The following is a 21,303-nucleotide window of genomic DNA, read 5'->3' as shown; positions in this document are numbered from 1 at the left end:
ATGAGCGAACAGGCGGCGGAGACCGCCGTGGTCGGCGCCTGCCGCATGCTGCGGCTGCCCACCATCCGCGCGAAGTTCCCCGACCTGGCCGAGCAGGCGTCCCGCGAGCAGATGTCCTACCTCACCTTCCTCGCCGAGCTGTTGCTGGCCGAGTGCGACGACAGGGCCCGGCGTCGCTCCGAGCGCCGGATCAAGGCCGCCGCGTTCCCGAGGCAGAAGTCGGTCAGGGAGTTCGACTTCGACGCCAACCCCAACATCGACCCCGCCGTGATCCACACCCTGGCCACCTCCGAGTGGGTGAAGAAGGCGCAGCCCCTCTGCCTGATCGGCGATTCCGGCACCGGCAAGTCGCACCTGCTGATCGCGTTGGGAACCGAGGCCGCGATGGCCGGTTTCCGGGTGAAGTACACCCTGGCGACCGAGCTCGTGAACGAGCTTGTCGAGGCAGCGGACGAGAAGCAGCTGAGCAAGACCATCGCCCGCTACGGACGCGTCGATCTTTTGTGCATTGATGAGCTGGGCTACATGGAACTCGACCGTCATGGCGCCGAGTTGATGTTCCAGGTACTGACCGAACGGGAGGAGAACAAGGCCATCGCCATCGCCTCCAACGAGTCCTTCGGCGGCTGGACGAAGACCTTCACCGATCCCAGGCTCTGCACCGCGATCGTCGATCGACTCACCTTCAACGGCACGATCATCGAGACCGGCACCGACTCCTACCGACTCGCCCACACCCGGAGCAAGGCCGGGCGGTCAGCCGATACCTGACCGCAGGGGGCACCGACGGCCTTCATCTGCGCATCTCGGACGACTCCCTGTGCGAGCTGCCCGTTGCGAACGGATCATCGTTGCGGAGTACGGCTGTCCGAGGTGACAATGCGTGGAGGTGCCGGGTGGTCATCCCGGCGAAGTGTTGGAGGCGCTGCTTGTGAACACCGCATCGCGGTGCGCCTCGCTGTGCGCGCCAGACGCTGACCACTTCGCTTCGCCCACCGGCTGACCTGCTTCGTCCGCGGTGGGCGCTTCCCTTCATGGGAGACCACCGTAGTGCCCGAAGACTTCGGGACGGTTGATCGCCGTCCTCTGACAACGGTTCTTGCCGCCAACCTCCTTTCGATCACTGGGAATTGCCTGACATATATGGGCGTGCCGTGGTTCGTGCTGCAGAGCACGGGCAGTGCCGCCAAGGCCGGGATCGTCGCGTTCTGCACACTGCTGCCCGCGGTACTCGTTGCGCTCGTCGGTGGTCCGGTCATCGACCGGATCGGGCGACGGCGGGTGAGTGTCGCCTCGGATCTCGCCTGCGGAGTCGCAGTTGCGGCGATCCCGCTGCTGCAGTTCGCCGGCGTCCTGCGTTTCTGGATGCTGTGCGTGCTCATGGCGGTGACAGGGCTGTTCCGTGCGCCGGGTGAAACCGCTCGCAGCGTGCTGCTGCCCACGCTCGCCGAACGCGCCGGAATGCCGCTGACCAGGGCTGCCGGGTTGTACGACGGTGCGGCACGCTGCGCGGCGCTGACGGCATCCGCTCTCGGAGGTGTGCTGATCGCCGTACTCGGAGCCGAGAACGTCCTGTGGGTGGATGCCGCGACCTTCGCTGTGTCCGCGCCGCTGTTCGCGTTCGGGGTGCGCGGCCTGCCCGAGGCACAAGCCCAGCGGCAGGTCGAGCCGACATCGTTGCGTGCCTACCGTCGTGAACTCGCGGAAGGCTATCGCTTCCTGGCAGCCACTCCGTTGCTGCTGGGCCTGTGCCTGATGACGCTAGTCACCAGGGGCCTCGACCAGGGATGGAGCGCCGTGCTCCTCCCCGTGGATGCCCGTGTGGAGCTTGATGGTTCCATCGATCTCGGTCTGCTGAACGCAGCGTTCGGGGTGTGTGCACTCACGGGGGCGCTGGTCTATGGGGCGGTCGGCAGCCGCTTTCGGCGGTGGCCAGTGTTCACGATCGCCTTTCTCATCGGAGGCCTGCCGCGCTTCGTGGTCGCCGCCTTCACCGACACATTCGCGCCGCTGGCCGTGATCATGGCGGTTGAGGGTCTCGCCTTCGGTGTACTCAACCCCATCATGGCCACAGTGACGTACGAGATGGTGCCGGAGGAACTGCGCAGCCGCGTGTTGAGTGCGACAACGGCCTCGGTCCAGCTGGTCACTCCGATGGGCGGACTGGCTGCGGGCTTCCTCGTGGATTCGGTCGGTCTGCCTTCCACGATGTTGGCGGTTGGCGGTGTGTATCTGCTCGCCACGCTGTGCCCGTTGATCTTCCCGGTCTGGAGGCAGATGGACAGTACCGGCTCTCCCCACGACAGGGCGGAGGGCTCGCCGCCGCGTGTCTCGGGATCGAAGCAGGTGTAGAGGCGCGGGCCGCTTGTGCCTGGGCTGTCTTCCACCTGCGGACCACCGCCCGGAGCTGCCCGGCCGCCGCGACGATTGACGAGACAGAACGGGCGGCACGAGGTCATGATGCCGCCCGTTCCGTCGGCGCGTCAGCAGAACTTTCGTCGGTGCTCCGGCGGCCCCGGCGGTGTTGCTGGAACTCACCGACATTCCAGACGCCGACCTCATCCAGTCGTTGCTGGAACTCACCGACAGGCGTTGCTGCCCATCATCGCCATACTCATGCGCTCCCTGTACAGCGTCGCGTCGTGCGAGATCGGCCAGCCGCCGACGCTGCCGCGCTTCTTGCGGTTCGCGGCCTGGTCGGCCTTCTCCGGGATCACTACCTTGATCCCGCGTCGCCGCAGGTAGCTACGGTTACGCCGAGACGAGTACGCCTTATCTGCGGCCACCGCGTCCGGTCCGCGGGCGTCCGACCGGTCCACGCACCTTGACGCGCTCCAGGACCGGAACGAACTGCGGGCTGTCGCCGGTCTGTCCCGGCGTGAGAACGAACGCCAGGGGGCGGCAGCGCCGGTCGGCCGCCAGATGAATCTTGCTGGTCAACCCGCCCCGGGAACGCCCCAGCTCAGCGCCTTTCAAGCGGGCTCGGTGCCGTCCGCGGCCCCGTCGCCGGTCGACGCGCGAGTCGTCCTCGGCCGGTCCGTCTTGCGACTGTTGTGCCTTCGTATCGCCCCCTTTTCGGACTCGACGGCAGCCTCCAGGGCTGCCAACTGCTCGGAGTCCAAGGCCATCCCGGCGGCGTGGTGGTGGCCCGTGCGGTCGCCGAGTCCACGCTGACCAGGCCCAGGTCGGTCTCGCCACGGGCCGCGGCCTCGGCGATCACCGCTTCCATCAGCTGCTGGAAGACGCCCTGCTTCGCCCAGATTCGGAACCGGTCGTACGCGCTCTACCAGGGCCCGAACTCGGCAGGCAGGTCGCGCCAGGGGCTGCCGACGCGGAAGCGCCACATCACCGCGTTGAAGTGTTTCCGCAGGTCAGGGAAAGGACCGATCGCGGCGATCGGGAGATGGGGCTCGATCAGGGTCCACTGCTCGTCGGTGAGATCGCCTCGCGCCATGACTGACGGCTTATCAAAAACGAACCTCCGCGCGCAGGGGATCCACCGGCCCTAGTTGCCGAGGAGCCGCTCCCACAGCAGCCCGTCCCGCCAGCGCCCGTCGAGAAAGATCGAGGAGTGCGCGACGCCGTACGGGCTGAACCCGTTGCGACGCAGCACCCGCTGCGACGGCAGATTCTCCAGATTGGTGGACGCCTCGGCGCGGTGTAACCCGAGTTTGTCGGTCATCACTTGGAGTACGAGCCCGACAGCGCGCCCGGCGTGGCCTTGATTCTGGGCGACACTGGCGATCCAGTATCCGACGGAGCCGCGGCGCAGGTGCGGCTGTGGCAGGATGCCTCCGACGGTGACCTGCCCGATCACCTGGTCGTCGGCAAGTACCACGCCTGGCCAGACCGTGCCGGCCCGGTATCCGGCCAGTAGCCTGTCGATCCGCTCCGCCTGGCCCTCCGGGGTGAAGAAGTCGTCCGGCTGGACCGGTTCCCATGGCCGAAAGGCCTCGACGTCCCGCACCCGATGCGCTGCGATCGGGGCGGCGTCGGTGGGCTCGATCAGGCGGATCCTGGTGCTGCTGTGCATGGGCTGATCCTCGTCGCGGTGCGTCGGATGAGACGGCCAGCCTATGCAACGGTCCTCGCGTGGCCGCGCCCTACGCCCGCCGGCCGGTCTCACACGACCTGGCTTCGCAGCATCGCACCGCATTCATGATCTGGACTCCAGACAGGACCTAGCTGTATTGATCACGAGCGTTGTTGACACTCGCTGGGCTTGATCATGGCGAAGACCTCCGGTGTGGTGGAGCTGTCTAGGACTGCACCGCACGGAGGTCTTCGTGTCCCACCGTAATGCCCGGCTGACCGTTCACGGCAGGCGGCTTCTCGTTGAACGTGTCTGCGCAGGTCGCCCCGTTGCGCATGTCGCGGCGGAGATGGGCATCTCGCGGGCCACGGCTCACAAGTGGGTCCGCCGCTGGCGGGCAGAGGGCGAGTCGGGCCTGCACGACCGTTCCAGCAGGCCGCGGACGACACCCCACCGCACGCCCGCGATGGTGGAGGCCCACGTGTGCCAACTGCGTCAGGCCCGCAAGCTCGGCCCGGCCCGCATCGGCCCCGTCCTGGGCATGCCCGCCTCGACCGTGCACCGCATCCTGGTCCGCCATGGCCTGAATCGCCTGGCCCATCTTGACCGGCCCACGAGTGAGGTCATCCGCCGCTACGAACGCGACCGCCCCGGCGAGCTCGTCCACGTCGACGTCAAGAAACTCGGCCGGATCCCGGACGGCGGCGGTCACAAGGTCCTGGGCCGCCAGGCAGGCCGTGTCCGACGCAGCAGCATGGGCTTCGACTACGTCCACTCCGCCGTCGACGACCACAGCCGTCTCGCCTACAGCGAGATCCACCCGGACGAGAAGGCCGACACCTGCGCAGGCTTCCTCCGCCGGGCCGCAGCCTTCTTCGCCACCTGCGGCATCGAGCACATCGAACGCGTTCTGACCGACAACGCCTGGCCCTACCGCAAAAGCTTCGCCTGGCGGCAAGCCCTGGCCGACCTCGGTGCGGCCGGCAAGCTCACCCGCATCTACCGGCCGCAGACCAACGGCAAGGTCGAACGCTTCAACCGCACACTGCTCGACGAATGGGCCTACCTGCGGCCCTACATCAGCAACACCGAACGCGCCGAAGCCCTGCCAGACTTCCTCCACACCTACAACCACCACCGCTGCCACACCGCACTCGGCGGCCAACCACCCATCAGCCGCGTGAACAACGCTGCGGGTCAATACACCTAGCTGCCTCTCCGAGTCGGCGCCGTCTTCTTGGCCGGCCGCTTCCGCGCGGCCGTTCTCTTCTGCTCGGGTGCTTCGCCGCGCGCGGCCTGCGCCTTGGCCACGCTCTCCTGGAGCGCCGCCATGAGATCCAGCACCGTGCCCGGTCCGGCAGCCGGCTCGGGTGCTTCGGGCGGCGGACGGTCCTCGCGCTTCGCGTCGATGACCTGTTCCAGCGCCTCGGTGTACCGGTCGCCGAACTCAGGCCCTTCGAGGCTGTCGACGGCCATCGCGTCCATGAGGGTGAGGGCCCCGTCGATCTCTGCGTCGCTCACCTCGACCGGCGGCGGCACCAGCTCGGACGGGTCGCGGATCTCGTCGGGCCAGTGCATGACGTGCATGACGAGCGCGTCCTCGCGGACCCGGAGCAAGCCGAGGCGCTCGCGGCCGTGCCACGCCCACTTCACGACCGCCACCCGTGAGGAGCGGCGCAGCGCCTCGACCAGCAGCCGGTACGGCTTGGCGGCCAACTGCTCGCGTGCCGCCAGGTAGTAGCCCTCCCCGATCCGTATCGGATCGATGGACGCCCACGAGACGAAGGTGACGATCTCGATCGCCCTGGCCGTCGGCAGCGGCAGATCGTGCAGCTCTTCGTCGCTGATCGGGATGATTCGCGCCTTCGTCAGCTCGTACCCCTTGCCGATCTCGCCTTCAGGGATCTCGCGATCCTCCAGCTCGCACACCTTGCGGTAGCGGATCCGGCCCTGATCAGACAAGTGGTACTGGTGAAAGCGGACGCTGTGGTCGGCGGTTGCGGTGGCCACCTGGACCGGCACGGTGACCAGGCCGAACGAGATGGCTCCGGACCAGATGGCTCGGGTCATGGGAGTACCTCCGCGGCAGTCCCCGAGCAGCACCAGCGTATGAGCGCCACAGGCGGCTCGCATGCGCGCTGTCGGCGCAGATCGCACGCTGGTGCCATGAGTACCGCACCGCCTGTCGTGATCTACCCGCCCGGGTCGGAGGGCGGCCGGCGTGTCCAGATCGGCGAGACGTTCGTGGGGCGTACACGCTGCTCGATGTCACGGCAGCGAGGACGCCGTTCGCGACCAATGGCGGCCCTCGTCACCGACCGCCGTCACGATCTGTAATCTGCTCGGTGGCCGTACTTTCCCTGCCACCGAGCAGAGCTGCGGTTCCCTCTCTCACCAGCAGGTCGTTCCCGGTTCAGCGGGTTGCCAGTTCGCTGGGCAGTCGCGCGGTCTTGATGAAGGTACTGAGCTCGGTTCCCCAGGGGACGGCGCGAGCGAACCCCTCGGCGAGATGGGTGCTGGAGCGTACGGGCTGGGGTAGGTGGCGGTCGCGGGTGAAACCCAGCATGCGAGCCTGTGCTCGCCACAGGCGCGCGTCGGGACTGATTCCGATAGCTGCGTGGTGGGCGGCGAGCAGGTGAGCGGCGAGGGGGTCCTCTCCGCCGGCGGCGAAGCGCCACCAGTACAGGGCACTTTCGCGTCGGTCGAGCGTGTAGAGGAGGCAGGCGAAGGTGCGCGCGCCCCTGGGGTCGTAGTCGGCGGCGAAGTCGGCTAGGGAGTCGATGTCGTTGGACCGCAGCACCAAATCGCACAGCCGCCGCACGTGATCGACCACTGCCATCGGGCTGGCGGCCGGGTCTGGGCTGAGGATCGGCGTGGGACGCCGACGCATGCCACGGCGCGTGCGTGGCCGTGTGCCGCCCGGGTGGCTGGGCGCGGGCGCCGCCGCAGGCGGCGGCACCCGGGAAGACTGGAAGGTGGGTGCGATGAGGGCACGTGTGACTCGGGGCGGTCGCGCGGCATTCTGGGCAATGCGCACAGCGAGGCGTCGCATGAAGTCGTCGGTGTCGTGGTTGTCGTACGTACGGTGCAGAGCCTGCGCTTCGGCGCGCAGGAGATCTTCCAGCATCAGGACTTCCCTTTCCCCGAATCCGGGAGGTCGATGAGGCGATTGAGGTTTTTCAGGCCCAGGTGAACGTTGGCCTTGGCAGCGTTGGACGTGATGTCCAGGCGGGCAGCGATCTCAGCGAAGCCGAGTTCGGCGAGGTAGCGCAGGCGGACACAGCTCGCCTGAAGCGGAGCGCGCTGCTCGAGTTCGGCCAGGGCGCGGTCCAGGCGGTCGTGGCCGCGTAGCAGCAGCAGATCGTCTGCGGTGGGCACGTCGGCGTAGGTGAGTTCGCCGTAGCTGACCTCCCGGTCGGCGGTGCGGGCACGTCGGCGGTAGAAGTCGACGATGGCGCCTTCGAGTATGCGGTGGGCGAGCGCAATCGGGTTGGGATGCGCCAGGATCCGCTCCCATTTGCGGTACATCACCACAGCCGCGTCCATGAGCACCTCGTCCGCGTCGTGCGGGTTGCGCGTGCGAGCGCCCGCGACCCTGATGAATTCGCCCATGTGCTGGCTGAAGAACGCCTCGAAGTCGGTCGGGAGTTCAGCGGGTTCGATCACGTCGAAGTCGTGCTCGTCGGCACTGGTCACTGTTCCTCCACGGCGGGCGGCGGAACGGCGGTCCCCCCAGTGGGGCGCAGTCCGGCGGGCAAGACAGGGGGTGGTGCGAATACGCGTGCGCGGGAGCAGTGCTCGTCGCGAGCCAGCGAGGCGATGCGGACGACGCGTCGGACGACGGCGTCGAAGGCAACTGCGGTCATCCGGCACACGCCGGCCACAGCCAGCACGTGCCAGGCCCAGTGAAGCCCCACGGACCCTCCTTTTGCTCAACTTGGCCCCCGCACCGCGTCATTGCTGAGCGAGGGGAAGCCTTGCGGCCTCACCCCTTCACCGCTGCGCAGCACCCCCAGGGTTAACTCTGCGGCACACGTTTTCGACGGAGCGCAACGATCCGCTTGTGACTCACGGTGTGACCTGCGCGCACGCATTGTGCTGTGATGGACGTCACGTTTGTCGCTCAATTGTTCGCCACCCTTCGCCACCCGAAGCCACCCGACACAACCGCCCGGACCAGCGCGGAGCACACGGCAGGGCGGCGCCCCGGCACACCCAGGCTGGTCGTGGTCAGCAATACCGCACCGGGTCCGGATCTGCTGCAACGGACCCAGCAGCCGGGCTGGCCGGCGGACGTGTCGCTGCTGTGGCCGGGTCATCCCGATCCGCAGGAGACGTGGCTGCCGCCCGCTGCTGCGGATCTCACCGGTGTCCTGCAGTGGTGCACCGAGCAGGCCGCTCAGGTCCCGTTTGGGTCCCTGGAAGCGCAGACGCTGGTGTGGAAGCTGGCTGCCCGCGTGCAGTACGCGAGTGCCGGAGCCCATGGACGAGCCTTTCATGCTGGTGAACTGCCCGCCCTGTATGAGCAGTTCGTCGAGGAGTTGCAGGCCTTTCCGCAGATTCCCGACGTCTACTGGCCGCATGGCAGCGAACCGGAGCTGACGGGCGAGCAGCGCGTGCGGCTGGTGACGGGCTTCTCCGGGGCCGGCAAGACGACCTGGGCGGCGCACGCCGCCGCCCGGTGCCCGCTCCCGGTCACCTACTTCGATGCCGGGAAGATGCCGCCCGCGGTGGTGCCCGGCGCGCTGGCCCGGGAGGTCGCTGCCCGGCACCTGAGCGGGCCCGATGCCGTCAGCCTGCCGAGCGGGGCCGGCATCGACGTCCTGCGGGCCGTGCACGGCCGACTGGCCCACGACGGCACAGCCATCGCGGTCGTCATCGACAACGTGCACGACCTCCCATCCGACGACGTGCGGCTGCTTGTTCAGGCGCTGCCGACGGCCCGGATCACACTGCTGGGCCACCCCCACCCGGAGCAGAACCCGCTCGCCGCGCATCTGGGGATCTCCGCCGAGTCCCTGCCCGGCTGGGACACCGACACCGTGGCCGCCGTCTTCGCCACCGAAGGCTGCATCCTGGACTACCCCACCGCCCAGCGCATCCTGGCCTTGACGGCCGGCCTGCCCCTGTACGTGCTCAACTCCGTGCACCTGGCCCGCACCGTGCACGCGGGCGACGGAGCCGCCTTCTGCGACGCCGTTCAGGCACAGACCCATCTCACCCCCACCACCCAGGAAGTCATCCTGGCGCAGATCTTCGAGCAGCTTTCCGCACCGGCACGCATCACCGCCGGGCTGCTGTCGATCGCCGAGGTCCCCCTGACCGCCGCCGAGCTCCAGCAGCTGGCCGCGGCCGCCGGGAGCACAGGACCGGCCGCGGCTCGGGCCGTACGTGAACTCGCTGGCCGCGGCCTAACACAGGCCTTCGCCGACGGCCACTGTCAACTCCACGACGCAATCCGCCCCCTGGCCGCCCAGGCAGCCGAAGACCTGCCCGCGAAGGCCACCGACGCCGTCAGGCAAGCCCTGGTTGGCCTACTGGAGGGACACCGGGGACTCGCACGGCTGGCCCGGTGGATGCGCCTGCTGGCCGAGACCGGACGGATCGACATCCTGCTCGAGCTCACCGGCCAGGAAGGCTTCTTCCAGGGCGGCTACCCTCGTGAACTGCGCGCCGTGATCGCAGAGGTGGCCCAGGACACCAACCGCGACGCCATCAGCCGCCTGGAAGCCCACAACGCACTGGCCACCTGGGCATACGGGGACGACGACTGGGACACCTGCGCACAGCACGTGCACGCCATGGAGACCCTCGCCGAGACCAGCAACCAGATCGGCCCTCGGGAGAAAGTCCTGCTGGCCACCCGGCAATTCATCCTGTACGGGCAGGCATGCGACGTCGACGCACTCGACTCGGCCTTCCACACCGCGCTCGCCGGGATCCCTGTTCCCTCGCCCCACGAACGAGCTCTGCGCTACGCCTACGCGCAGAGCCTGTTTCTCGCCGACGCCTACCAGGACGCGGGCAACGCCGCGATGGAGCTCGCCGATATCTACCGCCGCCACCTCGGCCTGGAGATCACCCACATCCTCGGCAACACCGAGGCGTTGCAAGAGGCCTGCGAGACCAGCGAAAACCCCGACGACTACAAGCGCCTGGCCGACTGCTTCGCCCTGTTCGTCAAGTCCTGCCGCCAACTCGGCCTCGACTACGGCCCGATGGCCTTCCCCGCGATGAAGCTGTATCTGTTCACCGCCGCCTGGCGCTCCGCCATCGACCTGGGCCAGGACGTCGTCGAGTCCCTGATGCGAGCCGACGAAACCCGAGCAGCCCTGGACCTGATAAACCGTCAGCTCATCCCCGTGGCTGAGGACTACAACCTGCCTGAGGACATGATCGGGCTGCGTTCCCAGCGCGCCGTCGTACTCGCCTACCTCGGAGACATCGCCGCCGCCCGTGCCGAACTCGACAGCCTCGATCACTACGAAGTCACCCCTGACCAGGCCTACGACATCCAGCACCAACGGCGCATCGTCGAAAGACTCGCCGCGCAGTAGAGCGAAGCACTGCGCGGGCCATAAACCCGCCCGGTGCAGCCCTGTCCTCAGACGGCCGATAAGACGACAGCCCGGTTCTTCGGCGGCCCCTGGGCAGACCATGCACCGCAAACCCCGTATCGCCGACCTCGTGCTGCCCGGCGCCCAGCGACCAGCGGTGAGCTCGCAAGTTGTGATTGATGATGGGGTGCATGCGGCACACACTCTCGATGAGCCCGTCCCAGTACACCAAGGCGCCGGCCCGGCTGCACACGCTGGTATCGCCGCAGACGGTTCCGCTGCCCGTCCATACGAGCGAGCAGCTCCTGCCGCTGGAGCATCTGGCGTGGGAGAACTTCGAGCGGCTGTGCCTGAAGCGGGCGGTGGAGCGCGGGACGGTCGAGGACTCCGCCGATCACGCCGGGGGCGACAGTGTCACCGGGCGCTTGAGCGCCTACGACGCCCAGGCGCAGGGAAGCCTGTACGGCACTCGGGGCCAGGAGCAGCAGGGCATCGATCTGTATGTCCGTCTGCCTGACGCCTCCGCGGAGAACGGCTCTGATCCCGAGCGCGTCTACCTGAGTCTGCAGTCGCGGCGGGTGAAGTCGCTGACCGCCAGGCAGCTCAAGGAGGCCGTCACTGACTTCCTGGACGGCACGTGGGCTGCGGTCAGCCGGGTCTTCGTCTACGCCACCAGTCTGTCGGCCGTCCCGCAAAAGACCGCCGACGAGGTGGTGACGCAGCGTAAACGGCTGGCGCGTGCGGGCATCACCTTCGAGGTGTGGGATGCGGAGTATCTGTCGGCCTGGCTGAAGCAACGCCCGCAAGTCGTCCACGACTTCTTCGGCCGCGCATGGGTGGAGGAACTGTTCGGGCCCGAGCAGGTGACCGCTTTGGCGACCCGGCTCGATGCCGTGCAGGTCGCCGATCTGCGTGCACAGCTCGGTTCCTTCTACGCCACCTTCTTCGCCCACACCGACTCCGGCGCAATCGCCCTGCAGCACGCCCAGGCCCAGCCGGATCTGCGGCAGCGATTCGTCCTTCCCGACGTGCTCCCGCTGCACCGACTGGGCCGCTGGCCTGCCCATCTGTCACCACCAGACGCGCTCTCCCCCGGCATGTCCCCCACGGCCTGGTACCGCAAGGCGCGAGCGTCCGCCTTCGGCCACCATCCCGACGAGCTGGGGAAGGCGCTCAGCGTGCATGGCTCCGAGGTCGGGGAGCAGATAGTGGCCGTCAGCACCGCGTCCCCGGCAGTGACCGGGGAGGCCACCGGGATCCGCACCAGCGCGGACGCCTGGCTGGCCGGGGCCCGACGCCATGTCCTGATCGGGGAAGCAGGCTCGGGCAAGAGCAGTCTTCTGCGTTTCGCGCTGTTGGACCTGTTCGCCGACTCCCCTGCCCTGCCGCGCTGGACCGAACGGTTCGGCGGCCGGCTGCCCCTGTGGGTTCCCTTCCCGTTCTTCACCCGCCGGCTGGCCCGCTACGACGGCGCCGAGGCCTCGCTGGCGGCGACGCTGTGGGCCTGGCTGGAGCAGTACGACGTCGGGCATCTGTGGCCGCTGGTGGAGAAGGCACTGGCCGATGACCGGCTGCTGCTGGTCATCGACGGCCTGGACGAATGGGTGAGCGAGAGTGCTGCGCGCAGGGCTCTCACCGCACTGGAGACTTTCCTGGACCAACGCCAGCTGCCCGCGGTGGCCGCCACCCGCCCCTACGGCCTGTCGCGGCTGCAGCCGACGGGAGTGTGGCAGTACGCCTCGCTGGCCCCGCTCACGTCGCGCCAGCAGCGGGAGTTGGTGGCTCACTGGCTCGGCGCCGCTGAGACGGACGGCGGCCCGCAGGCCGAGGCGTTCGTGAAGGAACTGTCCGGCGTCCGGGACCTTCGCCAGCTGGCCCGGATTCCGCTCTTCCTGCTCCTGCTCACCGGCATGCGCCTGGCCGGGACTGCCCTGCCGCACAGGCGGTTCGAGGTGTACGCGGGCGCCATTGATCATCTGCTGGGGGAACATCCCGCCCGGCGTGAGACGGCGGCCGGCATTACCGCGGAGCACACCGCACTGCACCCGGACGACATCCGTCAGGTCCTGGCCCACGTTGCGCTGGCCCACCAGCAGCGCGGCGATGTCCAGGCCGTGCCCGAACAGACAGTCCGCGCGGACATCATCGACGCGCTTCGCGATCCACGACACCTCGCGCTGGATGCCTCGGGAGCCGCCGCGCAGGCGCGAGGGTTTGTCGACATCGCCGAGGGGCAGCTCGGCGTGCTGGTCCGCCAAGGCCCGCGCGAGATCGGCTTCCTGCACCGGGTCCTGCTGGAACAGCTGGCCGCCGAACAGGCCGCACAGCAGCTGTCCTTCGACGAACTGCGCCGCCTGTTCGCCCAGCACGCCCAGGACCCACGCTGGCATGAGGTGCTGTTGGCCATCCTGTGGCAGCTGCAGCGCGCCGAGGAGACCAGCCTGCTGCTTAAGGAACTCGCCGAGCAGGCCGACGGGCCGGAACCGGAAGCACTGGCAGTGCGCGAGCTGGTGGCACAGGTCGTGTTCGGCGGGATCCGGCTGCCTCTCCCCCAGGCTCGGCGTCACGCCGCCACGATCCTGGAAGCGGTCGACAGCCACCCCCTCGTCGGGCACCGACAGCGGCTGCTGTCGGCGTGTGTGGCCGGGCTGGACGATCCATCAGTGAGCGGTGATCTGGTGCCGTACCTGTCACGCTGGGTTGCGGCCGGTCAGCCGCTGCCGTGGCAGGTGTTTTACCGGCTCGGGCAGGTGGCCGACGACCGGCAGCTGGCCAAGCCCGTCTGGCCACTGCTGGTGGCCGCGTTGAGGTCAGAGGACGTGCACGTGGCCTGGGCGGCCGCCCGCGCGCTCGCCGCCCGCTACGGGACGGGGGACGGGCAGGAGCACGTAGTTGAGGCGATGCTGACGGCGCTGCGCCACGCAGCCAGTGCCGATCACGCAGCCGTGACCCTGCACGGTCTGCTGCTGGGCTGGCCCGATGATGACCGGGTCACGGCCGCGGCTGCAGCTGCCCGGCAGCAGCAGGTGCTGGGGCTGCGGCTGACGGCCCTGGCCGCCGTCCTGGGCGTACTGCCTGGGCAGCACACCACCGGCCGCAAGGCCGGCGGCCCGCAGCCGAAGGCCGTGACGGCCGAAGAGCGCGCCTGGCTGGTCAGCCGACTCGACACCGAGGATTTCACCGACGACGTGTGGAAGCCTGTGCTCGCCGACACGATCGCGGCCGCCCTGCGTGAAGCTCCCGGCGAGGCCGAACAGGTGCGCGACACCTGCCTGTCCATCGTGTCCGGCCAGCGCCCCGAACAGGGCGACCGAGCTGTGGCCTGGAGTGTGCTGCTGCTGGCCTGGTCCCAGGATGCGACCGTCATCGACTACATCTGCACCACGCTGGTGAACGACCCGCACCAGATCCGGTTCCTTGGCATCGGGGCGCTGGCCCGCGCCTACCCTGGCCATACGGTCGTGGCCGCCGCGGCCGAGGAACTCCTGCAACAGGATCCACGGGCCTTCCTCGACTTCGAGCTCCCCTCCCTCGTTGCCCTGGACCAGGGCCCGGTGCTGCGGTCCGTGCTGCTGAAGGAGTTGCACGACAGCGAGGTCCCGCACTGGGCCGCCGATGCCCTGGCCGAGCACTGGGCCCACGACGCCGAGGTGCAGCAGGCGCTGTGCGCGGTGCTGAACGGCGAGGCAGGCCGGGCATCACGGGTGGCCAACGCGGCCGTGCGAGTCCTGGGCGCCGAGCAGGCCCGGGAGCGGCTGCTCGCCCTCCTTGCCATACCAGCACCGGCACAAGACAGCCGCTTCCGCAAGGAAATCGTCATCCATGCGCTGCTGGAGAGCTGCCAGCACCAGTCCCTGACCTCGGGGCCGGTGGCCGAGCAGATCGCCCGAGTGTGCCTGGAGGCGGTGCAAGAACCCGCCAACGAATACGAGTTCACTGCCGAAGCCGCGGTCATCGCCGCCCTGCCCGCAACCGCTTCGGCCCGCGACCGCGCGGCCAGCATGCTGCGCAGACCGCAGGCCCCACTTGGATCGCTTCTGGCCGGCTACGGCAGCGAGCCCTCCGCCCTCGAGCCCGTCCTCGACCGGGTGCGAGCCGCCCACCCGGTCCTGCCCACCGCCGCCCGCCTGCACCTGTGCACCCTGCTACGCGACCATCCCGGCGACAGCAGCCTCATCCGGCAGCTGACCGCTCAGTGGCCAAACGAGCCCCACGACCTCATCCGCCCCGCCGCCTCCGCCGTGTTCCACACCCACCTGCTGCGCGACCACGACCGCGGCGCGCTTCCCGAACTGGAATGGCAGCAGGCCCAGTCCGTACTCCGCGACACCGCCTCAGGCCTCGGCCACAACAACTGGGCACGGCGGCGTGCCGCATGGGTGGGCATCCTGCTGACCGGCCAACTCGGCCTGCTGGACGACCTCGTCGAACACGACGGCCGCCCCATCCGGCTGCCCCTGGGTGAATTCATCAGCACCGACCTCGACCTGCTCGTGCTCGGCGAGATCGCCGACCACTGGCCCGCTCTATGCGCCCACTTCGGCGACACCCTCCTCACACGCCTCACCGGCGACATGCTCTCCCCCGCCACGGACACGGCCTGGGAGTATCTTGCGCTGGTCGCCGACCGCCACCCCCAGCTCGCGCAAGAACTCACCGCGGCCGTCGACCAGCAACCCGACCTCCTCACCCACGACACCGTGCTCGCCTGGTACGCCCACACTCACCGCGGCGAGCCGCACCTGCTGCGAACCCTGATCGACAACCTCCGGCCGAGCGACACCGGAAGCCGGGACGTCGCACCCCTGCTCCTGGCCGACCCCCTGGTCCTCGGCCTCGACCCGGCGAGCGTGCAACGCGCACTGCACACCGAACTGGGCCCAGGACGCGGCGGTTACCCGCTCCCCGCCTCGGGTGCGTTCCTCGCCCTGGCCGCCGGGTTCCCCGACGACACAGCCGTCGCCGGCGCCTGGGAGGCCCTCCAACGCGAGCGCGACCTGCACGGACACGTCGAGGTGGACGTGTCGGTGTATTACCCGCTGGCCTACGCAGCCGTCGAGACTGCCGGCTTCGTGGACCAGGTAGCCCACGACAGCGCATGGATCTGCAGTCACTTCACCAAGGACGTCGACCCGCCGTTCGCCCAGGCCGTCATCCGCCGCCTGGAACGTGATCCCGAAGCTCGCGCTCAGGCCGACGCCGCCATCACCAGTGCGGACACCTCCGATGCCCAGGCCGCGCAGCTCGCCTCTCTCCGGAGCGCGGCCACCACCCTGTCCCCGGACGTCGCGGACAACCTGCGCCAGCGGCTCCACCGGCAAGGCCTTCAGCTGCCCGATGCCGTGCACGACTTCGTCACCGCCACAGACATCTCCGTCCCCGCTCTCCTGCTGCGCATGCTGCAGTCAGGAACAGGGCGATGACACGTCATGCGGCCCCAGCAGCAGCTCCCGACGGTCCTGACTCACTTCTCTGCTGGCCCACGCGGAATACTGGGACCATGGTTCAGCAGCCGCGCCCTGGTGCCAGGCCGCCCGTCGCCGCGGTGCTGTACGAGCGGTATGCGGGACGCCTTCCCGACACGTTGGAGGCCCTCGCCGGACCAGAGCACGGCCTCGTCGATCTGCCGCTCCACATCGCCTGGTCAGGGCTGCGCACCTACGACCTCGACCGGCCCCGCCAGCGCATGAGCCTCTACCGCTCCGTGCTCGCCGAAGGGCAGCGCGAGGACATCACCTGCTTCCTGAACCGCGATCTCCTGCTCGCGCTATGGCCCACGATGAGGACCATGATCAGCAGGCACGTCCGCGACGCGTGGGAGACCGCCTTCCCAGAGCTTGAGCGCTGGGCGTCCGGCGCCGGGTGAGTGATCCAGCGCCCCCAGACGACCACCGATACGGGCGTGGATGCGGCGGCTGACGCCGTTCGGGCCCAGAAGCGTGGCGCCGCCGTGCGGCCCGTCGCGCCAGACGGCGAGCGTAACGTGCCGGCATCACGACAACGGGCTCCACCGCCGGGAATGACGCCTTCACATCACGCAGCGGTGCGTACGTTCCGCAGTAGTGCGGCGGTCATCGCCAAGAGCGTCTCGGCCTCGGCCCGGTCGTATGCGAAGTCCCTGGTGACCGCGTCATTGTGCAGAGCGCCGCACGTCTGGCCGTACAGGGCGTCCAGGATCCGCCACCACCGCTCGGTCTGGCTGCACTGGCTGGGGACCTTCCTGCCGGGGTTGTCCCATCCCGCGTTCTCCCGGACCCACTCAAGTGCCCGCCTGATCTGCAGGATGGACGCGGGGATCTCACCCATGGTCAGCAGACGCTGCGCTTCTCGCAGGGTCCGGCCGACCTCGTCCCTCTCCGGGTCGCCGAGCGGATACGGCACGGCCATCTCGAACGCCGCGGACGGCCCCAGCTGCGCGAGCTGCTGTTCCCACCGGCTCTTGGCGATGGTGATGTGCGCCGTGTCCTGGGCGCTCCCCGGGTAGCCGGGCGCCTGCGGCAGCGTCGCGTTGAGGTCGATCTCAAACCGTACGTCGCCGGTGCGGCCTTCCTCGATCGCATGGACCTGCAGTGACGTCAGCGGGAAGGACAGGTTCACACGGTGGACGGTGATCTTCGGAGTGTACGCCAGGTTCGCCGTGGTCCGGGCGAGCCGGTGGCGCTGCCCTGTCGTGTCGAAGCCGAACAGGTCCGTCTCCAGGGCGAGGATCTTCCCAGCCTCGGTGAAGGGCGACACTCCAAGGGCGAGTTGGACGCTCAGCTCGTGGGCTCCCAGCGCACGCTTCAGCCACGTCTGATCGCTGCTGACCGTTGCGGTGAACCGGATGTCGTCGTCGAAGCGAAGTTCCTGCATAGCTCCCCCAAAGGGACGTGTCGATCACCCGATTCTGCCGGGCTGGACGTCCCGCCACCGCCGCTTTTCCAACCGGCCATGAGCCCCGCCGCGCACGCGAAGGGCCCCGTCCACGAGTCACGGACGGGGGGCCGGTTGGTCCTGTGGGGTCCACCGGATCGTGCGGCGGCACGAGGATGAGCTCTGCCACCACCGGGGCCGTGCTCAGCGCTCTTCGGGACCGCACCACTGACCGGACGGGGACTCACGGCCCGGTCGCGAGCCATGATCGAAAACGCCCCGACAGTGCGAGACGCCTGCCGCCTCTCAGGACGGCCGCCCACGAAGTAGCAAACCACCCCTGCACTCCATCAGCTCCCTGACCTGCGCAAACGCCGCCACATTCACAGGAGTTCCCGAGGTATCCGCGACATTCCAGATCTACCACGTATCAGCAGGTCACAGACTCATGCACCTCTAACCAGAGGTCAACACTCCGCAGTTCAAGCTGGTCAGATCAGCACACCAACACCTCATGAGAATCCAGATCTGCCCCGACTCCCCAGCTCAACACCCCCTCAGACACAGCACAAAGCCGGGAACTCACACCGTCATGACCACCTCGGGAATCACACACGCCTGCAGCGCGGTACGCGCGCCGCGGGCGCTGGGCGCCCGGCGGGCGACCCCCGCCGCGCCGGTCGAGGGCAGGCGGCCGCTGCAGATCGTCCGCGAGACGGTCCGGCTTGTCGCCGAGCACGGTTTCCACCCGGTGCCGGTCGCGGACATCGCGCGCGCCTGCGCCACCAGCACCGCCGCGATCCACCACCACTTCCCCGGCCGCGCCGACCTCCTGGAGGCGGCGGTGCGCTGGTGCATGGACGAGGACACCGCGCACCGCGCCGCCCGGCTCGCCGAGGCGGACGACGCGGCCGCGGAGCTGCGTCAGCTCATCGCCCTGCAGACACCGCGCACCGAGCAGCAGCGCCGCCAGTGGGCGGTCCGGCTCGAGGTGTGGGCCGAGGCCGCACGCTCCACCGCGGTGGGCCGGCTGCACACCGAGTACTACCGGCAGTGGCGCGAGACCGTCGCCGACGTCATCAAAAGAGGCGTCGCAGAGGGTGTGTTCCGCGCGACGATCGATCCCGAGGCGGCGGCGCTGACGCCGACCGCCCTGATCGACGGCCTGGCCACACAGGTGCTGGCGTCAGGCGCCACCGGCGCCGATGGCGCGGATGCCATGCACGCGGCACTGGAGGCACACATCAGGTCCGCGCTCCTGGTGACCCCGTAGAGGTCCGGCAGGGGGCCCGGGTCCCCTGCCGGACCCAGGAGCGGCTCCGCCTTGTCATCGCGACCGGTTACGACGAACCCGAACCCACGAACAAGCGACTCGCCCCCACGGTGCGAAAGGCACGGAGATCCGACCCCGCCCCCGCTCCTCGAACGCCAGAGGGAAGGGTGCGTCGACCGACAGGCCGGCCGGGCAACGGAGTTCCCTGGTGACGTCCGTGACCGGTTCACCCCCCTGGTGGAACCGGCACCGCAGTGGGCAGGACGCCCAATCGCACCGGTGGCCTGACCAGCAGGCGAATGCGCAGGCCCGGCGGAATACGGGGCACGCCCCCGAGCCCCTGCGTCACCGGCCGACGTCACCGTGAACGCGTTGACCGCACACAGGACGCTGGCATCCAAAACACGTCGCGGCACATACGGCAGCAGCCTGGCATCTCGTCCTCGTCGACAACGCCGGCCGACCTAACGGGCCAGGGGGCGGATCAGTACGGCCGGCCCCCCGCGATCGCGACACGCTCGACGACCCCGCGCGCGTCACCGTAGTCGGCCACCACGTAGGCCTGCGTGGCCCGGTTGTCCCAGAACGCGATGTCCCCGGCCTGCCAGCAAAACCGCACCTCGAACTCCGGCACATACGCCCGCTGGAACAACAGGCACAACCACCGGTCACTCCCGGCCCGTTCGAACCCGAGGATCCAAGTAGTGAACGACGTGTCCACAAACAACACCCGCCGTCCGGTCTCCGGATACCGCCGTACGACAGGATGAGCCACCAGCGGGGAACACGTCCTGCCGACGGGCAAGCCGCCGCACCCCGAACAAGCACCGGAAGCCAGGCACGAAAACGTGCTCCACCACAACCCCGTCGACGCGCGCTCTCACCCCGTCCGGCAGGTTGTCGCAGGCAGCGGCCATGTCAGCCCACAGAGTATCCCCGCCGAACGACGGAACCACACCCAGCCGAAGCACGACACCCATCCCGGGCCGCCGCTCACGGAAAGCAACAACCACATGCCACACAATCTCGAAACCGGACACCGACACGACCCTCCTACCGAACCCCACCACCCATCCCGCCACCAGGCTCCAGGAGGGGTTCGTCTCCAACTCACCCCAGACACGGGAGAATTCACGCTGCCGCCCGCTGCTGAGGCGCTGGCCGCGAAAGAAGAGCACCATCACGGGGTGCCGGTCCCACCCTTGGTCAAGTCCTCAACACCCGCGTCCTGCCTTCCGAGGCATTCCGATCACCCGGTGGAGAAAGTGGGGCAGGCTGCCGTTGCCGCTGACCTGGGCGCAGCCCGAGAAGAATGACCGTACGGCGGTGAGAGTGAGGGAGGTTGCGCCGTCTTCGGGGCGGTCGAGTTGGCAGGGGCAGCCGGTCAAGGGCCAGGATCAGTTCCAGCCTATGTGTTTCGACCAACTTCCTTGCACGGCGCGCTCCTTCCTTTCTCGGCCACCCTCCCGGTCGCGACGTTCGGCCGGTGGCCTGGCGCGCTCAACCGCGTCGATCGGCAAGCTCCTGCCTTCTGCCTCGGCGAATCCCGCGGTTGCACCGAGTCCGACCTGTTCTGAGGCCCATCCCTGCTCCGTCTGTCTCCTCCCCCTGGCGGAAAACCGTTGGGCACTTTCCAGCACAGGGAAGCATGAAGCATGCGATCAGATGACTGGCACCTCACCGAAGACGTCGACGACTTTCTCGCCCGGGCCGGCGACTTCCTGCGCTCGCGGCCCGGGCCGCACGTCATGCAGCTGACCTGGGCCGAGAGAGTGCGGGTGCGTGAGGCGGGGGCGTTCGGCACCGAAGCCCCCCTCTTCGGCGTGCTGGAGCGGGCAGGCGAGGTCCACGCCACCTTCTACCGCCTCCCGCGCCGTGGTGTCGGCCTCTCCCCGCTCACGCCCGAGCAGGCCGACTCCCTCGCCGCCCGCCTGGCCGCCCTCGGGCACCCCGTTCCCTCCGTCAGCGCGGACCACGACTCGGCCACCGCCTTCGCCGAAGCCTGGCAGCGGCACACCGGCGTGACGCCGGAACCCCGCGACACGCGGCTGCGTCTATATCGCCTCGGCACCCTCACCCCGCCGGACCCGATGCCGGCTGGCCGCGGCCGTGTCCTGGGCGAGCAGGACCTTGAACAAGTCATGTTCTGGTGCGGCGAGTTCGCCAAGGCCGTCGAGGAGGACGTAACCATCGACGCCGACACGTGGGTCGGCACCCGCTACGCCGACAAGCGCTACACGCTCTGGGAGACCCCGGACGGAGTGCCCGTCTCCATCGCGGGTATGAACCCGCTGATCGGCGGCCAGATCCAGGTGGACATCGTCTACACCCCCGCTCACCTGCGCGGGCGTGGCTACGCGGGCGCCGTGGCGGCGGAGGTCAGCCGGGCGGCGCTGGCCGCGGGCGCGAGGGACGTCGTCCTGTTCGCGGACCTGTCCAACCCCACCAGCAACGCCCTCTACCAGCGCCTCGGCTATCGCACGCTCACCGACTGGGCGGCGTACGACTTCTCGTGCGCCGCATCACCGGAAGTCAGTTGAGGATGACGACGGAGAACGCCGGACGGACGGGAGCGGACGGGGTCATCA

General features: G+C 69.0%; 15 protein-coding genes and 1 pseudogene. 8 read left to right on the top strand and 8 right to left on the bottom strand.

Annotated elements, in window-relative coordinates; genetic code table 11:
* Entirely contained in the window at positions 1 to 771 is a 771-nt protein-coding gene (gene istB, locus QFZ74_RS29870; protein WP_373462508.1) for an IS21-like element helper ATPase IstB, read from the top strand.
* A gap of 279 nt (positions 772 to 1,050) precedes the next feature.
* Positions 1,051 to 2,352 carry an MFS transporter gene (locus QFZ74_RS29865; protein WP_307623962.1) on the top strand — a complete coding sequence of 434 codons (1,302 nt, stop codon included), beginning with the start codon at positions 1,051 to 1,053 and terminating at the stop codon, positions 2,350 to 2,352.
* A 266-nt stretch (positions 2,353 to 2,618) separates the two neighbouring features.
* On the opposite strand, the pseudogene QFZ74_RS29855 reads toward QFZ74_RS29865, so the two are convergent.
* Positions 2,619 to 3,454 (bottom strand): annotated as a pseudogene (locus QFZ74_RS29855) (transposase); the annotation flags it as partial.
* Between the two features lie 51 nt (positions 3,455 to 3,505).
* Positions 3,506 to 4,033: a GNAT family N-acetyltransferase gene (locus QFZ74_RS29850; RefSeq protein ID WP_307623960.1), complete on the bottom strand. Its 528-nt coding sequence runs from the start codon at positions 4,031 to 4,033 to the stop codon at positions 3,506 to 3,508.
* 253 nt (positions 4,034 to 4,286) lie between these two features.
* Here QFZ74_RS29850 and QFZ74_RS29845 point away from each other — a divergent pair, with 253 nt between their 5' ends.
* Entirely contained in the window at positions 4,287 to 5,243 is a 957-nt protein-coding gene (locus tag QFZ74_RS29845) for an IS481 family transposase (protein ID WP_307623959.1), read from the top strand.
* On the opposite strand, the gene QFZ74_RS29840 is transcribed toward QFZ74_RS29845, so the two are convergent.
* From QFZ74_RS29840 to QFZ74_RS29830, 3 genes are all read right to left on the bottom strand, one after another.
* Complete coding sequence (locus QFZ74_RS29840; RefSeq protein ID WP_307623958.1) at positions 5,240 to 6,103, bottom strand: Ku protein; 864 nt, start codon at positions 6,101 to 6,103, stop codon at positions 5,240 to 5,242. The genes QFZ74_RS29845 and QFZ74_RS29840 overlap by 4 nt on opposite strands.
* Before the next feature lie 343 nt (positions 6,104 to 6,446).
* Positions 6,447 to 7,160, bottom strand: a complete 714-nt coding sequence (locus QFZ74_RS29835; RefSeq protein ID WP_307623957.1) for a hypothetical protein — start codon at positions 7,158 to 7,160, stop codon at positions 6,447 to 6,449.
* A complete protein-coding gene (locus QFZ74_RS29830) occupies positions 7,160 to 7,729 on the bottom strand; it encodes an RNA polymerase sigma factor (RefSeq protein WP_307623956.1) in 570 nt (189 codons plus the stop codon). The genes QFZ74_RS29835 and QFZ74_RS29830 overlap by 1 nt, the downstream gene beginning before the upstream one ends.
* A 407-nt stretch (positions 7,730 to 8,136) precedes the next feature.
* On the opposite strand from QFZ74_RS29830, the gene QFZ74_RS29825 reads away from it, so the two are divergent.
* From QFZ74_RS29825 to QFZ74_RS29815, 3 genes are all read left to right on the top strand, one after another.
* Positions 8,137 to 10,590: a hypothetical protein gene (locus QFZ74_RS29825; RefSeq protein ID WP_307623955.1), complete on the top strand. Its 2,454-nt coding sequence runs from the start codon at positions 8,137 to 8,139 to the stop codon at positions 10,588 to 10,590.
* A 191-nt stretch (positions 10,591 to 10,781) separates the two neighbouring features.
* On the top strand, positions 10,782 to 16,013 hold the full coding sequence (locus QFZ74_RS29820; protein WP_307623954.1) for an NACHT domain-containing protein: 5,232 nt from the start codon (positions 10,782 to 10,784) through the stop codon (positions 16,011 to 16,013).
* A 77-nt stretch (positions 16,014 to 16,090) separates the two neighbouring features.
* Complete coding sequence (locus QFZ74_RS29815) at positions 16,091 to 16,456, top strand: hypothetical protein (protein WP_307623953.1); 366 nt, start codon at positions 16,091 to 16,093, stop codon at positions 16,454 to 16,456.
* 167 nt (positions 16,457 to 16,623) lie between these two features.
* On the opposite strand, the gene QFZ74_RS29810 is transcribed toward QFZ74_RS29815, so the two are convergent.
* Positions 16,624 to 17,442, bottom strand: coding sequence for a hypothetical protein (locus tag QFZ74_RS29810; protein ID WP_307623952.1), 819 nt, complete (start codon positions 17,440 to 17,442; stop codon positions 16,624 to 16,626).
* A gap of 592 nt (positions 17,443 to 18,034) precedes the next feature.
* Here QFZ74_RS29810 and QFZ74_RS29805 point away from each other — a divergent pair.
* The gene (locus tag QFZ74_RS29805) at positions 18,035 to 18,715 is read left to right on the top strand and encodes a TetR/AcrR family transcriptional regulator (RefSeq protein ID WP_307623951.1); all 681 of its coding nucleotides are present in this window, start codon (positions 18,035 to 18,037) and stop codon (positions 18,713 to 18,715) included.
* A 484-nt stretch (positions 18,716 to 19,199) separates the two neighbouring features.
* Here the strand turns inward: QFZ74_RS29805 and QFZ74_RS30520 are convergent, their stop codons facing one another.
* Together QFZ74_RS30520 and QFZ74_RS29795 are read right to left on the bottom strand one after the other, a co-directional pair.
* Positions 19,200 to 19,490, bottom strand: coding sequence for a TauD/TfdA family dioxygenase (locus tag QFZ74_RS30520; RefSeq protein WP_373462454.1), 291 nt, complete (start codon positions 19,488 to 19,490; stop codon positions 19,200 to 19,202).
* A complete protein-coding gene (locus QFZ74_RS29795; protein WP_373462507.1) occupies positions 19,384 to 19,896 on the bottom strand; it encodes a TauD/TfdA dioxygenase family protein in 513 nt (170 codons plus the stop codon). Before QFZ74_RS29795 ends, QFZ74_RS30520 begins: the two co-directional genes overlap by 107 nt.
* A gap of 474 nt (positions 19,897 to 20,370) precedes the next feature.
* On the opposite strand from QFZ74_RS29795, the gene QFZ74_RS29790 reads away from it, so the two are divergent.
* Positions 20,371 to 21,255: a GNAT family N-acetyltransferase gene (locus tag QFZ74_RS29790; protein ID WP_307623950.1), complete on the top strand. Its 885-nt coding sequence runs from the start codon at positions 20,371 to 20,373 to the stop codon at positions 21,253 to 21,255.
* Positions 21,256 to 21,303: the final 48 nt, after the last annotated feature.

Source organism: Streptomyces sp. V3I7 (assembly GCF_030817495.1).
Lineage (GTDB): Bacteria > Actinomycetota > Actinomycetes > Streptomycetales > Streptomycetaceae > Streptomyces.
Note: the sequence above shows the minus strand (reverse complement) of the source record. Positions and strands in the feature narration are given on the sequence as shown.

Excerpts from the sequence above, each read along its gene's own strand:
- istB (WP_373462508.1), top strand. The coding sequence starts at position 1 with ATGAGCGAACAGGCGGCGGAGACCGCCGTGGTCGGCGCCTGCCGCATG.
- QFZ74_RS29850 (WP_307623960.1), bottom strand. The coding sequence starts at position 4,033 with ATGCACAGCAGCACCAGGATCCGCCTGATCGAGCCCACCGACGCCGCC.
- QFZ74_RS29840 (WP_307623958.1), bottom strand. The coding sequence starts at position 6,103 with ATGACCCGAGCCATCTGGTCCGGAGCCATCTCGTTCGGCCTGGTCACC.
- QFZ74_RS29835 (WP_307623957.1), bottom strand. The coding sequence starts at position 7,160 with ATGCTGGAAGATCTCCTGCGCGCCGAAGCGCAGGCTCTGCACCGTACG.
- QFZ74_RS29825 (WP_307623955.1), top strand. The coding sequence starts at position 8,137 with ATGGACGTCACGTTTGTCGCTCAATTGTTCGCCACCCTTCGCCACCCG.
- QFZ74_RS29820 (WP_307623954.1), top strand. The coding sequence starts at position 10,782 with ATGCGGCACACACTCTCGATGAGCCCGTCCCAGTACACCAAGGCGCCG.
- QFZ74_RS29815 (WP_307623953.1), top strand. The coding sequence starts at position 16,091 with ATGGTTCAGCAGCCGCGCCCTGGTGCCAGGCCGCCCGTCGCCGCGGTG.
- QFZ74_RS29810 (WP_307623952.1), bottom strand. The coding sequence starts at position 17,442 with ATGCAGGAACTTCGCTTCGACGACGACATCCGGTTCACCGCAACGGTC.
- QFZ74_RS29805 (WP_307623951.1), top strand. The coding sequence starts at position 18,035 with ATGACCACCTCGGGAATCACACACGCCTGCAGCGCGGTACGCGCGCCG.
- QFZ74_RS29795 (WP_373462507.1), bottom strand. The coding sequence starts at position 19,896 with ATGGTGCTCTTCTTTCGCGGCCAGCGCCTCAGCAGCGGGCGGCAGCGT.
- QFZ74_RS29790 (WP_307623950.1), top strand. The coding sequence starts at position 20,371 with ATGCGATCAGATGACTGGCACCTCACCGAAGACGTCGACGACTTTCTC.